Annotated in this window: 14 protein-coding genes and 1 riboswitch; of the genes, 8 read left to right on the top strand and 6 right to left on the bottom strand. The window is 46.8% G+C overall.

Translation table 11 applies throughout. The features are described 5' to 3' along the window. Positions 1-79: 79 nt before the first annotated feature. Positions 80-670 (top strand): nucleoid occlusion factor SlmA, encoded by a 591-nt coding sequence (gene slmA, locus ACHUFZ_RS12105; RefSeq protein ID WP_004410873.1) that lies wholly within the window; start codon positions 80-82, stop codon positions 668-670. Between the two features lie 5 nt (positions 671-675). After that, positions 676-1,629: a Kdo(2)-lipid IV(A) acyltransferase gene (locus tag ACHUFZ_RS12100; RefSeq protein ID WP_394127376.1), complete on the top strand. Its 954-nt coding sequence runs from the start codon at positions 676-678 to the stop codon at positions 1,627-1,629. Between the two features lie 112 nt (positions 1,630-1,741). Here the strand turns inward: ACHUFZ_RS12100 and pyrE are convergent, their stop codons facing one another. Both pyrE and rph read right to left on the bottom strand, forming a co-directional pair. Beyond that, complete coding sequence (gene pyrE / locus ACHUFZ_RS12095; RefSeq protein WP_005472617.1) at positions 1,742-2,383, bottom strand: orotate phosphoribosyltransferase; 642 nt, start codon at positions 2,381-2,383, stop codon at positions 1,742-1,744. A gap of 116 nt (positions 2,384-2,499) precedes the next feature. Further along, positions 2,500-3,216, bottom strand: coding sequence for a ribonuclease PH (gene rph / locus ACHUFZ_RS12090; RefSeq protein ID WP_004410877.1), 717 nt, complete (start codon positions 3,214-3,216; stop codon positions 2,500-2,502). A 142-nt stretch (positions 3,217-3,358) separates the two neighbouring features. On the opposite strand from rph, the gene ACHUFZ_RS12085 reads away from it, so the two are divergent. Further along, positions 3,359-4,225 (top strand): YicC/YloC family endoribonuclease, encoded by an 867-nt coding sequence (locus ACHUFZ_RS12085; protein ID WP_126575171.1) that lies wholly within the window; start codon positions 3,359-3,361, stop codon positions 4,223-4,225. Between the two features lie 63 nt (positions 4,226-4,288). Here ACHUFZ_RS12085 and ACHUFZ_RS12080 read toward each other — a convergent pair whose 3' ends face one another. The 4 genes from ACHUFZ_RS12080 to ACHUFZ_RS12065 all read right to left on the bottom strand — a co-directional run bounded on the left by ACHUFZ_RS12080 (position 4,289) and on the right by ACHUFZ_RS12065 (position 7,859). Then, positions 4,289-5,242 carry a DMT family transporter gene (locus tag ACHUFZ_RS12080; RefSeq protein ID WP_394127375.1) on the bottom strand — a complete coding sequence of 318 codons (954 nt, stop codon included), beginning with the start codon at positions 5,240-5,242 and terminating at the stop codon, positions 4,289-4,291. Positions 5,243-5,452: 210 nt separating this feature from the next. Continuing rightward, positions 5,453-5,836 carry a hypothetical protein gene (locus ACHUFZ_RS12075; RefSeq protein WP_394127374.1) on the bottom strand — a complete coding sequence of 128 codons (384 nt, stop codon included), beginning with the start codon at positions 5,834-5,836 and terminating at the stop codon, positions 5,453-5,455. 115 nt (positions 5,837-5,951) lie between these two features. Further along, positions 5,952-6,377 carry a phosphate-starvation-inducible protein PsiE gene (locus tag ACHUFZ_RS12070; protein ID WP_134834190.1) on the bottom strand — a complete coding sequence of 142 codons (426 nt, stop codon included), beginning with the start codon at positions 6,375-6,377 and terminating at the stop codon, positions 5,952-5,954. Positions 6,378-6,488: 111 nt separating this feature from the next. Continuing rightward, entirely contained in the window at positions 6,489-7,859 is a 1,371-nt protein-coding gene (locus tag ACHUFZ_RS12065) for an NCS2 family permease (protein WP_394127373.1), read from the bottom strand. 66 nt (positions 7,860-7,925) lie between these two features. Further along, a riboswitch (purine riboswitch) is annotated at positions 7,926-8,025 on the bottom strand. 287 nt (positions 8,026-8,312) lie between these two features. Here ACHUFZ_RS12065 and gmk point away from each other — a divergent pair. From gmk to recG, 5 genes are all read left to right on the top strand, one after another. Further along, on the top strand, positions 8,313-8,936 hold the full coding sequence (gene gmk / locus ACHUFZ_RS12060; RefSeq protein WP_053438716.1) for a guanylate kinase: 624 nt from the start codon (positions 8,313-8,315) through the stop codon (positions 8,934-8,936). Between the two features lie 96 nt (positions 8,937-9,032). Continuing rightward, the gene (gene rpoZ / locus ACHUFZ_RS12055; RefSeq protein ID WP_004410883.1) at positions 9,033-9,305 is read left to right on the top strand and encodes a DNA-directed RNA polymerase subunit omega; all 273 of its coding nucleotides are present in this window, start codon (positions 9,033-9,035) and stop codon (positions 9,303-9,305) included. 39 nt (positions 9,306-9,344) lie between these two features. Beyond that, a complete protein-coding gene (gene spoT, locus ACHUFZ_RS12050) occupies positions 9,345-11,471 on the top strand; it encodes a bifunctional GTP diphosphokinase/guanosine-3',5'-bis pyrophosphate 3'-pyrophosphohydrolase (RefSeq protein WP_394127372.1) in 2,127 nt (708 codons plus the stop codon). 74 nt (positions 11,472-11,545) lie between these two features. Then, complete coding sequence (gene trmH, locus ACHUFZ_RS12045; RefSeq protein WP_394127371.1) at positions 11,546-12,229, top strand: tRNA (guanosine(18)-2'-O)-methyltransferase TrmH; 684 nt, start codon at positions 11,546-11,548, stop codon at positions 12,227-12,229. Between the two features lie 251 nt (positions 12,230-12,480). Next, positions 12,481-14,559, top strand: a complete 2,079-nt coding sequence (gene recG / locus ACHUFZ_RS12040; protein WP_394127370.1) for an ATP-dependent DNA helicase RecG — start codon at positions 12,481-12,483, stop codon at positions 14,557-14,559. Positions 14,560-14,630 lie beyond the last annotated feature (71 nt).

Below are 14,630 nucleotides of genomic sequence, written 5' to 3'. Positions count from 1 at the left end.
AGTAATAGAGCTTATACTATTTGGCTCCGAGATTAACGGAGCCTTTTAATTCAGAATGGTAACAGAAGGAAAACAGTTCATGGCCGGAACAAGAAAATCCAACCGCCGAGAAGAAATTTTGCAAGCATTAGCGGAAATGCTGGAGTCGAATGAAGGCGCTTCTCGCATCACGACTGCAAAACTGGCGAAACAAGTTGGTGTTTCTGAAGCTGCTCTGTATCGCCATTTCCCGAGCAAAGCTCGAATGTTTGAAGGATTGATCGAGTTCATCGAAGAGTCATTAATGTCTCGCATTAACCGTATCTTAGATGAAGAGAAAGATACCCTGACTCGTATTCGATTGGTACTGCAGCTGATCTTAGCTTTTGCAGAGCGTAACCCAGGCCTTAGCCGAATCCTTTCCGGCCACGCTTTAATGTTTGAAAATGAGCGTTTACGCGAACGTATCAACCAACTGTTTGAGCGTATCGAAACCTCTATTCGTCAAATTTTACGTGAACGTAAACTACGCGAAGGTAAATCTTTCCCTGTTGATGAAAAAATCTTAGCTGCCCAGTTATTAGGACAGGTTGAAGGTAGCCTTAACCGCTTTGTTCGTTCCGACTTTAAATACCAGCCTACTGCTAATTTCGAAGAGTACTGGGCTCTACTAAGCGCACAAATTAAGTAATCGCTATGAAAAAAAAATCGACCGTTGAGAAACCTAAGTTCACGCTAACTTTGATCCATCCTAAATATTGGGGTGTATGGTTTGGTTTCGGCTTGTTGGCCCTTATCGTTAACCTGCTACCTTATGCGGTGCTTTACCGCCTCGGACGTGGCATTGGCAAACTAGGCATGAAGGCAGGTAAATCGCGGGTCAAAGTGGCTCGTCGCAACCTAGAACTCGCCTTTCCTGATATGGAACAGGCTAAACGCGAGCAAATGGTCGAAGAAAACTTCAAAAATACGGGTATGGCGCTGATCGAAACAGGTATTACATGGTTTTGGCCGACATGGCGCTTTAAGCGAATTTTAGTGGCTAAAGATGTTGAAGAGCTCAAGCGTCTCGATCAAGAAGGCAAAGGCGTATTGCTTTGCTGTGTCCACGCGCTAAACCTTGAGATTACTGCTCGAGCTTTTGGTGTTTTAGGCTTGCAAGGCTATGGTGTTTACCGTCCACATAGCAACCCTGCTTATGAATTTATCCAGTATCGTGGACGCTCTCAAAATGGCAATCAACTGGTTTATCGTCGTGATATTAAACAGATGATCCGAGTGATGCGTGATGGTGAACGCTTATTCTATCTCCCTGATCATGACTATGGCCGAAATAAGTCTGTGTTTGTGCCTTTCTTCGCTGTAGAAGACGCTTGTACTACCACAGGAACCAGCATTCTAGCCTACACCAGCAAATGTGCCATTGTCCCTGGTTCTGGATTTAGAAATGCGCAGGGTAAGTACGAAATCATTGCTGATAAATCTATTGAAGCCGATTACCCACATAAAGATGAAAAAGCCGCCGCAGCCTATATGAACAAGTATGTAGAAGAGATCATTCTTCGAGCACCTGAGCAGTGGATGTGGCTACATAAGCGCTATAAGACGATGGAAGATGAAAATGTCGAGAAAGGTATTCGATACAACTAGAGTTTCGAGTTTCGAGTTTCGAGTTTCGAAAGTAAAAGGGTTGACGTGAAAACGTCAACCCTTTTACTTTATCCTGCTTTTAGCAACTAGCGACTCGAAGCTCTCGGCTTAATTAAATGCCGTACTCAGCGCGGTACGCTTTTACTGCTTCTAGGTGCTCTGCGTCAGTGCCTTTCTCTTCAAGGAAAGTTACTAGGTCAGTCAGGCTTACAATTGAGATGATTGCACAGCCAAAGTCACGCTCAACTTCTTGGATAGCAGACAGCTCACCTTTACCTTTCTCTTGGCGATCAATCGCAACTAAAACACCTGCTAGGTCAGCGCCGTTTGCTTGGATGATTTCCATAGACTCACGAATTGCTGTACCTGCTGTGATTACATCATCCACCAGCATGATACGACCTTCCAGTGCGCTACCTACTAGGTTGCCACCTTCACCGTGATCTTTTGCTTCTTTACGATTGAAGCAGTAAGGCGTATCTACATCGTGGTGATCGGCTAGAGCAACCGCTGTAGTCGTCGCGATTGGGATACCTTTGTACGCAGGGCCAAATAATACGTCGAACTCAATGCCAGAATCTGCTAGAGCTGCTGCGTAGAAACGACCTAGACGCGCTAAGTCACGGCCAGTATTGAAAAGACCAGCGTTAAAGAAGTACGGGCTCTTACGGCCAGACTTTAAAGTAAACTCGCCAAATTTTAGGACTTCTTTCTCTAGTGCAAACTCAATAAATTCACGCTGGTATGCTTTCATTACTTTCTCTCTAAATAAAAGGTCTAGTTTTCTAGACGGTTTATAAACAGGTCAAAACTTAGCCTTGGCCAAATTTTGATAAAAAAATAGCCCCCGTAGTGGGAGCTATCTAAAAATTAATTTTCTAACGCCGCCTTCTGCGCCGCTACGATCTCGGTAATACCTTTGGTCGCCGACTCCAGCAACTTCATCAGCTCAGCGTGGGTAAACGGTTCGCCCTCTGCCGTGCCTTGAACTTCGATCATGCGACCATCTTCGGTCATTACCACGTTCATATCGGTATCTGCTGCTGAATCTTCTGTGTACTCAAGGTCACACAGAATATCTTCACCTAGAATGCCCACAGAAACAGCAGCTACGTGGCCTTTCATTGGGTTCGCTTTTAACTTGCCCTTTTCAACTAGGTGTTGGAATGCATCTGCCATCGCAACGCTCGCACCAGAGATAGACGCAGTACGCGTACCACCATCCGCTTGGATTACATCACAGTCTACCGTCACCATGATTTCGCCCATTGCTTCTAGGTCAACCACTGCGCGTAAGCTACGAGCAATCAAACGTTGGATTTCCATCGTACGACCACCTTGCTTACCGCTTGCCGCTTCACGACGCATACGTGAATGTGTTGAACGTGGCAGCATGCCGTATTCAGCCGTTACCCAGCCTTTACCCTGACCTTTTAGCCAGCGTGGAACGTTCTCTTCAACGGTCGCATTACAAAGTACTTTTGTATTGCCGAATTCAACCAATACAGAACCTTCTGCATAAGCTGTGTAGTTACGAGTAATTTTGATTGGGCGAACTTGGTCCGCCTTGCGATCGTTTGGACGCATGGGCATCTACCTTATATGAAGGGGGAGACGTTTTTGGTTGGAGCAGGATTATAGCGAAGTTTGCTCTACAAAGCTATCCATCCGAGATTTGTGCTACTATTGCCTCGCGTTATTTTCAAAGATGATTAAACAGGAAAATTCGATGATCTACAGTATGACAGCCTATGCACGTAAAGAAGTGAAAGGCGATTGGGGCAGTGCCGTATGGGAAATTCGTAGTGTTAACCAACGCTACCTTGAAACCTACTTCCGCCTGCCAGAGCAGTTCCGTGGCCTAGAACCAGTACTGCGTGAGCGTTTCCGTAAGCGCCTAGCGCGCGGTAAAGTTGAATGTGCACTGCGCTTTGAAGCTAACCCAGCCGCGAAAGGCGAGCTAAGCATCAACGAAAGCCTCGCACAGCAAGTGATCAATGCGGCAAACCAAGTAATGCAGATGACTGGCGAAGAAAGCCGCCTAAACCCATTCCAAGTAATGAACTGGCCGGGTGTAATGGAAACATCTGAGCAAGATATGGATGCAGTAAACAAAGACCTGCTAGGTGCATTCGATGAAGCAGTAAGCGAGTTTATTGAAGCACGTGGCCGTGAAGGTGAAAACATGAAAGCGCTGATTGTTCAGCGCTTAGATGCAATCACTGAAGAAGTGGTTAAAGTGCGTGCGCGTATGCCTGAAATTTTAGAGTGGCAACGTGAGCGTCTGTTCTCGAAATTTGAAGAAGCGAAAATTGAGCTAGATTCATCACGCGTAGAACAAGAGCTGATCCTACTCGCGCAAAAATCTGACGTAGCGGAAGAACTCGATCGCCTAGACTCGCACGTAAAAGAAGCGACTAACATCCTGAAGAAAGGGGGCGCTTGTGGCCGCCGTTTAGACTTTATGATGCAAGAGTTTAACCGTGAATCGAACACGCTAGCGTCTAAGTCAATCAGCACAGATATCACGGCGTCTGGCGTTGAGCTTAAAGTTCTGATTGAACAGATGCGTGAGCAGATCCAAAACATTGAATAATCAGTTCAATTGAAATAATAGCCCCGCCATAAAAGGCGGGGCTTTTTTATATCTACAGCCCAACTAGACGCTAAGTCGTTTCGCACATTGAGCGCAAAGCACCGGCTGTGGTTTTGCGCGCCAAAAACCAAGCTTACGCCAGAATGACGGTTCCGCTTTAGTCACCAAAATACCGAGCAGTAGTGGCACCATCAACAACAGAGATGTCATCGAAAAACTGTTTCCCGCCACCCAACTAGACAGACTTAAAGCAATCAGTGGGAAAAAGAGAAAACAGATAGAGGCGGTAAACGGCGTCGACACTTGGCCGAGCTTAAAATACGCCACAATACCGCCGACACTTGCGAACACTCCCAAGTAGACCACGGCCGCCATTGAGTCTACTGAAAATGAACCAATCTGTGGCTGCTCTAACCACAATGAAGCCAACAACAAGCACACTGAAGCAATCAAACTTGGAATGGCGTTATAGGTCAAAACAGGTGTGCTACGGCAGTACTTTTCCACAAACACATACATCACAGAATGAATAGCAACGGCGCCACCAAGAGCCAGTGAACCAAGTAAGTAGTCTTCACCACCTAATGTCATTTCTGTCGCTAAGATCAGTGCCAAGCTCAATACCGCAACCAATAGGCCGGCTATTTGTAACTTACTCAGACGTAAGCCCAAAAACAGACTTGACGTCACCATCACCGCAATCGGCATATTGGCAAAAATAATCGAAGCCAAACCTGATGATATGTACTGCTCACCAAAAATCATCAAGGTAAATGGAATCGCAAAATAGAAGATAGCGACAACAAACATCCAAAATTGCTTTCCTTTCGGGAACAACAACGGTTGTTTCAGCTTTATCGCCAGTAACACTAACAGCGGCGAAGCAATCAAGAACCTCAGACCCGTAGCAAAAATCGGCGGCACAGTCGCTACCGCAACCTCCATAGCTAACCAAGTCGTACCCCAAATAAGGCATACCGAGACAAACAAAAACGTCGTTAGATATTTATGCGGCATAACGACCTCCTTGCACCAAAGAGAACGCGGTTAATGCCGATAAGCAAACAGCAGAAGTTGCACGAATACTCATGCCATAAATCATTTCAAATTTCATATTCTTATTCCCATCACAGGATGGCGTAAATAGCCTAGCTACTTACACCGATATCAAAGGCACACAAGCAAGTTGTGTGCATAGTGGTGCGATAAATCGCAAAGAAATAAGAATTAGGCTATTGGAGGTCGGTATAGAGATTGGATCTCTACACTGGTGTAACTAATAGGAGCGCTTACTGCGAGCGCATAACGGAAAGGGAAACTATAGGAGCGAACATTCGTCTCAACGAGTGCAATGTTTGAGACGTTTATATGAGAGCAGCACTGTTTCTCGAAACAGGTACCACCGGGGTCGCAACAACCCACCTCAGTCGTTGGTGTTGCTGATTCTAAACCACATCCACCAAACTCTATCTTCTGCACGACAGAGTTAGAGGTGTGATGAGGAGAAACATGATGAGATGAGACTTCCGCCTGAGCTGCACTACTCAGCAGCACAACGGATAGCAATGCGCTTAGCAAAAAACAAATTGTGGATGTATAGCGAAGCTGCATCACACACTCTCATCACAAAAAGGGTTGCTGAAAAGATAATCGGCTAAACAGAAAATAACAATATGATTTGAGAAGACTTTACACTTCTTTACCTCATACTGCCCCACAGATAACCCTACTCATCTTTCTCAGCGGTACTGTTATCAATATACGGCCAATAATGATGACCAATTCGAATCACCATGGTCGCTACCGCCAAAATTAACGCCGCCACCGAAAGCCAAACGACCAGCACCGCATCCAACTCTTTCATCCCTAAGGTGATATAACGAGCGATCGCCATCATGGCAATATAGATAGGGTAGCGAACTGGAATTTTACCATTCATCACGAACTGCTTAACCATCGCCAGCACTTCGAGATAGATAAACATCAGCAGGATGTCGGTCAGCAGGACACGCTTTTCAGTAAATACATGAACAAACTCTTCGACCATCGCAAACAGGGTCGCAAGAGTTATCGCAACCAGCAGCACAGCCTCTAATGCGTGGAAGATTTTAAGAAACGGCTTGCTGAAAGATTTAGGCAGATTGGAAGGCATAATCCCTATCCGTGATAAAAACTAATGAGCACCCAGTTTACCACGAGATGTATGACAAGGAAGCGAGCGGTCATCACTCTTTAGTCGATAACCGCTCTCTAGTGTCAATTTCTATAGTAGTAACAGGTAAGCTAGGAATACCGCAGACAATGCATAGATAATTGGGTGAACTTGTTTGCCCTTACCTGCCACAACCATGCTGAATGCATAGCTGATAAAGCCCATCGCCATACCATTAGCTGGAGAGAAGCTAAGCACGGTAAACATGATGGTAAAGAAGGCTGCAATGCGAGACTCTTTCTTATCCCAGTTAATCTGACCTAGACGACCAATCATGTAGATACCCACCACGACCATCGCTGGCGCCACCATTGCCGCCGAGAAGATAGAAAACAGTGGATAAAGGAATAGCGATACAAGGAATAGGCCAGATACTACAACGGCAGCAAGGCCGGTTTTTGCACCTTGAGAAGAGGCAATACCTGATTCCGAGAATGCAGTAATTGAGGTAGTACCTAGCACCGAACCAATCACCGTACCACCCGCATCCGCAACCAGTGCAGAGCGTGCGTTTGGCACTTTACCGTCTTTATCGATGATGCCTGCGTCACGACCTACTCCGACAATGGTGCTCATGCCATCAAAGAAATCGACAATCAGGAAAATCACTACCACAAACAGCAAATCAAACATCTTATCTGCGGTTAAGCTTGAAAAATCAAAAATCGCACCGAAGGTACTTGCCATGCTTGGCGGCGCCGTTACGATTTGCTCAGGAATTGGCGCATGGGATGTACCCATCACCACATCGGCAATCAGCGTTAGGCCAATCGCACTAACAAATGAGATAAAGGTCGCCAGCTTGATATCACGCACCATACAACCAAGCGCGATAAAGATACTGATGTAAGCGATGATCACTTGTGGTTCAGTAATGTTACCCATACCGACAAGGACAAACTTGTTATCGACGATGATGCCAGCATTCTTAAGGCCTAAGAAAGCGATGAACAGACCAAGCGAAACGGTAATGGCATTCTTTAAGTCTTCAGGAATCGATTCAATCAACGATTTGCGGATGTTAGTTAACGAAAGCAACAAATAGACAACGCCGGAAAGGAAGATACCAAACAGCGCTTCATTCCAAAGCAAAGCCACTGAACCGCTCAATAGCATTCCTTTAAAGAAGCCATTCATGCTCATCCCAGGTGCAAGCATCACAGGGTAGTTACCCCACACACCCATAATAAAGGTTGCAATTGCAGCCGCCAGCGCCGTGGCAGTAAACACTGCGCCTTTATCCATTCCAGGGATACCACCCAAGATTGCTGGGTTAACCGCCAGAATGTAGCTCATAGCTAAAAAGGTGATAAAGCCAGCATATAGCTCAGTACCTAGGGTTGTTTTGCGTTCAGTAATTTTAAATACAGAATCTAAAAGACCTGCTTGATTTTGCGCCTTTAGCGTTGAATCGAGACTCACAGTGAAACCTATACAATTAAGATGGAAGGTAAATGAGATGAAATGCTGTAAGCGGTGATATTTGGAGTCTCAGCACTTAAAAACTGTAGTCACTAAGATAGGCTCAGTGGTAGAGACATCTAGACCATCACTCTAGAAATATACAGCATTTAATCGTTTGCGCGGATTGTAAGGAAGTAGAACAAAAACTCAACGATTATTTGATCAAATCCACAAAACAGTACTCGGACGAGGTCAAATTTGAATGCTTGTGTGAACGACACCAAGCGACAATTTGACTAATAATCAGAGTTAATCAATCTTATTGTCCTAAATAGGCGATTTATGCTACTCTTCGCCTCCATTTTTCTGGCCTAAATTTCACCACTTCGGTGAGCCAATCCGGTCAGTGCTATCTTTATATATGTCAGCCTTGCTGCTGGCCGTTATCAAACCAAATGTGAGATCGTCCCTATGGGTAAAGGCACTCTATATATCGTATCTGCACCAAGCGGTGCTGGAAAATCTAGTCTGATTTCTGCAATGCTAGAAACAAATCCAACCTACGCGATGAAAGTGTCGGTATCTCACACTACTCGTGGCATGCGCCCGGGCGAGCAAGATGGTGTCCACTACCACTTCGTACAGAAAGAGCACTTCGAAGAGCTGATTGAAAAAAATGAGTTCCTAGAGTACGCAGAAGTGTTCGGCAACTACTACGGTACCTCTCGCGTTTGGATTGAAAATAACCTAGATAAAGGGATTGATGTGTTCCTAGATATTGACTGGCAAGGCGCTCGTCAAATCCGTGAACAGATGCCGCAAGCACAAAGCCTATTTATCCTACCACCGTCAAACGGTGAGCTAGAGCGTCGCCTTAACGCTCGTGGTCAGGATAGCGACGCTGTTATCGCGAAACGCATGGCAGAAGCGAAGTCTGAAATCTCACACTACAGTGAGTACGACTACGTGATCGTCAATGATGATTTCGATACTGCATTAATGGACTTTAAGGCCATCATCCGCGCAGAAAGATTGAAGCAAGACAAGCAAGCTGCTAAATATAAAGGCATGCTCGACGCGCTTTTAGCTGAGTAAATTAGTCGAATGGCAAACAGATCCTAGACACTAGGAACTGTCAGCCTGTATAATTTCTCGTCATTCAAAATTTTAGTTAACTAATTTGGAGTTCTCATGGCACGCGTAACTGTTCAAGACGCTGTTGAAAAAGTAGGCAACCGTTTCGACCTAGTTCTAATTGCGGCACGCCGCGCTCGTCAAATGCAAACTGGTGGCAAAGATTCACTAGTGCCAGAGGAGAATGATAAGCAAACGGTTATCGCTCTACGCGAGATCGAAGAAGGTCTTATCACTAAAGAGATCCTTGATGCACGTGAGCGTCAAGAGCAGCAAGAGCAAGAAGCCGCTGAACTAGCAGCTGTAAGCAGCATCGCTCACAGCCGTTAATTAGCCCTCTCTTTTACAACTATCTTCCGGGCCTAAAGTTTGTATCTATTCGATAGCCTTAAAGACGTTGCCCAAGAATACCTAACAGAGCCTCAAATTGAGGCTCTGCGTCAATCTTATGTGGTAGCGAAAGACGCCCATGAAGGGCAAACCCGCTCTAGCGGCGAACCTTATATCATCCACCCTGTTGCTGTAGCTCGCATCTTGGCCGAAATGCGCCTAGATATTGAGACTCTACAAGCAGCCCTTCTGCATGATGTCATAGAAGACACTGAAGTGACCAAAGAAGAGCTCGAAGCTCAATTTGGTAATACGGTTGCAGAACTTGTGGATGGCGTTTCTAAGCTTGATAAGCTTAAGTTTCGTGATCGCAAGGAAGCTCAGGCAGAAAACTTCCGTAAGATGGTTCTTGCCATGGTGCAAGACATCCGCGTTATTCTAATCAAACTCGCAGACCGTACTCACAATATGCGCACGCTGGGTGCTTTACGCCCAGATAAAAAGCGCCGTATTGCCCGCGAGACGTTAGAAATCTACTCTCCACTGGCGCACCGCCTTGGTATCCACAACATCAAAACAGAGCTGGAAGAGCTTGGTTTTGAAGCGCTCTACCCGAACCGCTACCGCGTTCTTAAAGAGGTAGTTAGAGCAGCGCGTGGGAACCGTAAAGAGATGATTCAACGCATTCATGATGAGATTGAAGGCCGGCTTGAAGAAGTGGGTCTAAGAGCTCGCGTATTTGGTCGAGAAAAGAACCTGTTCTCCATCTACAACAAGATGAAGACCAAAGAGCAGCGTTTCCATACCATCATGGATATCTACGCTTTCCGCGTGGTGGTTGAAGATGCGGATACCTGTTACCGAGTGCTTGGTCAAGTGCATAGCTTGTACAAGCCGCGTCCAGGTCGCATGAAAGACTACATTGCGGTACCAAAAGCGAACGGCTATCAATCTATTCACACTTCAATGGTCGGCCCTCATGGTGTCCCTGTTGAAGTTCAGATCCGTACTGAAGATATGGATCAAATGGCGGACAAAGGTGTCGCTGCTCACTGGTCGTATAAAGGTACTGGCGAGCGCACTGGCACCACCGCTCAGGTGAAAGCACAGCGCTGGATGCAAAGCCTACTTGAGCTACAGCAAAGCGCAGGCAACTCATTTGAGTTTATCGAGAACGTTAAATCTGATCTGTTCCCAGATGAGATTTACGTCTTCACGCCAAAAGGCCGTATTGTTGAGCTACCAGTAGGGGCAACCGCTGTAGACTTTGCTTATGCAGTACATACCGATGTCGGTAATACCTGTGTCGGTGCGCGCGTTGATCGCAACCCTTACCCGCTAAGTAAATCACTCAAGAACGGCCAAACCATTGAGATCATCAGTGCGCCGGGTGCACGCCCGAATGCAGCATGGCTCAACTATGTCGTGACTTCACGTGCTCGTACTAAGATCCGTCAGGTTCTGAAAACCATGCGCCGCGAAGAGTCAATTACACTAGGTCGCCGCTTGCTCAATCATGCACTGGGTGAATTGTCACTTTCTGACATCAGTGAAGAAAACATCAATCATGTATTAAGCGATCTTAAGATCGACTCGATTGATGACCTGCTGGCTGATATCGGCCTAGGTGAACTGATGAGTATCGTCATTGCTCGCCGCCTATTAGGTGATGCTGATGAGCTAACCGAAGTGGAAGGCTCAAGCGAAACCGACAGCAACAAGAAGAAACTGCCTATCCGTGGTGCGGAAGGTATCTTGCTGACGTTTGCCAACTGTTGTCACCCGATTCCAGACGATCACATTATTGCTCACGTATCACCAGGCCGCGGCTTAGTGGTTCACCGCGAGATGTGTCCGAACGTACGTGGTTACCAAAAAGAACCAGATAAGTACATGGCAGTTGAGTGGTCAGAAGATTACGATAAAGAGTTCATTACTGAAGTGACCGTTGACGTACAAAACCGTCAAGGTGCGCTAGCAGAACTAACCAATGTAATCTCTAAGACAGGCTCAAACATTCACGGCCTTTCAACCGAAGAGCGTGATGGTCGCCTATACACAGTGACAGTACTGCTCACGACCAAAGATCGTGTTCACCTTGCGGGTATTATGCGCAAGATTAAGGCAATGCCACATACGCTCAAAGTACGCCGTCGCAAGAACTAATCGACTGAATCGTTGAATCTAAATGTCCTTGAAGCCTCAGGTTTCAGGGACATTTTTGTAAGTAAGAAAGAGTTATGAATTTAGAACGTTACAACCGAATCCAACAAGTGCTTAAAGCGCGTCAAGCAGACCTGACGCTGTGCCTTGAAGAAGTCCATAAGCCAAACAATGTGTCAGCTGTGATTCGTACCGCTGATGCAACTGGCATCCATAAGATTCATGCGGTATGGCCAAATGAGATGCGTACCCTAAGCCACACTTCGGCAGGCGCGCGTAACTGGGTCGATGTGGATACCCACGACAGCATTGAAGAGGCGATCACTGAGCTAAAAGCGCAAGGTATGCAGGTATTGGTGACTAACCTGTCTGATACTGCAGTCGACTTTCGTGAAATTGACTACACCAAGCCAACCGCAATCATTCTAGGCAGCGAAAAAGTCGGCGCTTCGGAAAAAGCTAAACAGCTAGCCGATCAAGACATAATCGTACCTATGGTTGGTATGGTTCAATCACTCAACGTATCGGTAGCCAGTGCGGTTATTCTGTATGAAGCGCAGCGTCAACGTGAAGCGGCAGGCATGTACGATAACGAAGTCAGCTCAGTACCAGAAGAAACGATTCACCGCCTACTGTTTGAACGTGGCCACCCGGTGCTCGCGAAAGTAGCTAAGCGTAAAGGACTGGCTTACCCACCACTTGATGACCAAGGCCAGATCGTTGCAGACGATGCTTGGTGGGCAGAAATGCAGAAGAAATAGTTTTTTTCTTTTCTATCGTCCGTCATCACTCAAGAGTGAGGGACGAACGAGTTGGGGATCTCTTCTTGTTAGTCAATGACTTGAGAGATTCCCTACTCCTTCCTTCGTCAGTCTATGGAATGACAGATTCTCCCTTCTCCCCATATGAAATATACCTCAACAGCCTAGCTCCCCCTCAATTTGTCCTGTACAAAAACACAGCCCGATGGTTAACTATTACTAACTTATAGAATGACTTATCGAGCTTTTTTATGTCCCAGCTACTCTCTGCTATTCCTTTAACGTCGTTGACCGGCGTCGGCGCCAAAGTGGCCGAGAAACTAGCGAAAGTCGGGCTTATTACCGCTCAAGATTTACTGTTTCACCTACCTCTTCGCTATGAAGACCGCACTCGCATCTATCCAATCGCCAAACTGCACGCCGGACTATGGGCCGCAGTGCAAGGCAAGGTGATGAGTGTTGATACTCTATTTGGCAAGCGCAAAATGCTGGCGGTGAAAATCAGCGATGGTAATGGCACCATCACACTGCGCTTTTTCAACTTCACCGCAGGGATGAAAAACAACTTTGCTGAAGGTAAAACCGTACATGCTTATGGTGAAATTAAACGTGGTGGCTACGGCTTAGAAATCGTCCATCCTGACTATAAATTCTATGCTCCGAACCAAAAAGCCGATGTCGAACAGACATTAACCCCAGTTTATCCAACCACGGATGGGCTGCGCCAAGTGACGCTGCGTAACCTAACCGACCAAGCACTAGAATTACTCGATAAAGCCGCTGTACAAGAGCTGCTGCCAAGTGGGCTTTACGATCAGCAAACGACGCTTGCTCAAGCGCTGCATACCATTCATCGCCCACCACCAAACATCGACTTAGAGCAGTTTGATGAAGGTAAGCACCCTGCGCAAATACGCCTGATTATGGAAGAGTTACTCGCACAAAACTTATCCATGCTCTCGGTTCGTAGTAAAGGCCAGCAAGATGCTGCGCTGCCTTTAGCAAGGCGCGATAACCTCAAACAGCAGCTACTGAGCCAACTGCCGTTTTCACCCACTAACGCGCAAGCGCGGGTGGTACAAGAAATCGAGCAAGACTTAGAGAAACCTCACCCGATGATGCGCTTAGTTCAAGGTGATGTTGGTTCAGGTAAAACCTTAGTTGCTGCACTGGCGGCCTTACGTGCGCTTGAGCATGGCTACCAAGTTGCTTTGATGGCACCAACAGAACTGCTGGCTGAGCAGCATGCTATCAACTTTGCTCACTGGCTAGAACCAATGGGCATCAAAGTCGGTTGGTTAGCGGGCAAGCTCAAAGGCAAAGCCAAAGAAACCGAATTAGCTAAGATCGCCAGTGGTGAAGCACAAATGGTGGTCGGTACCCACGCCCTGTTCCAAGAGCATGTAGAGTTCCACCACTTAGCATTAGTGATTATCGATGAGCAGCACCGCTTTGGTGTCCACCAGCGCTTAGAGCTGCGTGAGAAAGGTGAAAAGCAAGGTGCTTACCCACATCAGCTAATCATGACAGCAACACCGATTCCACGCACTCTAGCGATGACCGCCTATGCTGACCTTGAAACTTCGGTAATTGATGAGCTACCACCGGGAAGAACGCCGATTCAAACCGTGGCTATTCCTGATACTAAGCGCGAGGATATTGTCGAGCGAGTACGCAACGCTTGCCTTAACGAGGGCAAACAAGCTTACTGGGTGTGCACCTTAATTGATGAGTCTGAAGTACTCGAAGCGCAAGCTGCTGCCGATACTGCAGAAGAGCTACAGCGAAAACTACCCGATGTGAAAATTGGTTTAGTTCATGGCCGAATGAAGCCAGCCGAGAAACAAGCAGTCATGCAGGACTTCAAAGACAACAAGCTGCACCTGCTGGTTGCGACAACCGTGATTGAAGTCGGTGTAGATGTGCCAAACTCAAGCTTGATGATCATTGAAAACCCCGAGCGCCTAGGTTTGGCTCAACTGCACCAACTACGTGGCCGCGTTGGCCGAGGCAGTGTTGCTAGTCACTGTGTATTGCTCTATCACTCACCGCTATCTAAAACGGCGCAAAAACGCTTAGGTGTGCTGCGTGAGAGTAATGATGGCTTTGTGATTGCTCAGCGTGATTTAGAGATCCGTGGCCCAGGTGAACTACTGGGAACGAAACAAACGGGCATGGCCGATTTTAAGATTGCCGACTTAGTGCGAGATCAGCGCTTAATTCCGGAAGTTCAGCGCATCGCTCGCCATATTCATGATAATTACCCAGAGAATGCGGTCGCGATTATTGACCGTTGGTTGGGTGATAGGGATGTCTATTCGAAGGCTTAAGCGACGAGCGACGAGCGACGAGCGACGAGCGACGAGCGACGAGCGACGAAAAGTACCGTATCCCGTCACTA

Source organism: Vibrio hepatarius (assembly GCF_043642085.1).
GTDB lineage: Bacteria > Pseudomonadota > Gammaproteobacteria > Enterobacterales > Vibrionaceae > Vibrio > Vibrio hepatarius_C.
The sequence above is the reverse complement of the archived record's forward strand: the minus strand, read 5'-3'. Positions and strand labels throughout refer to the sequence as shown.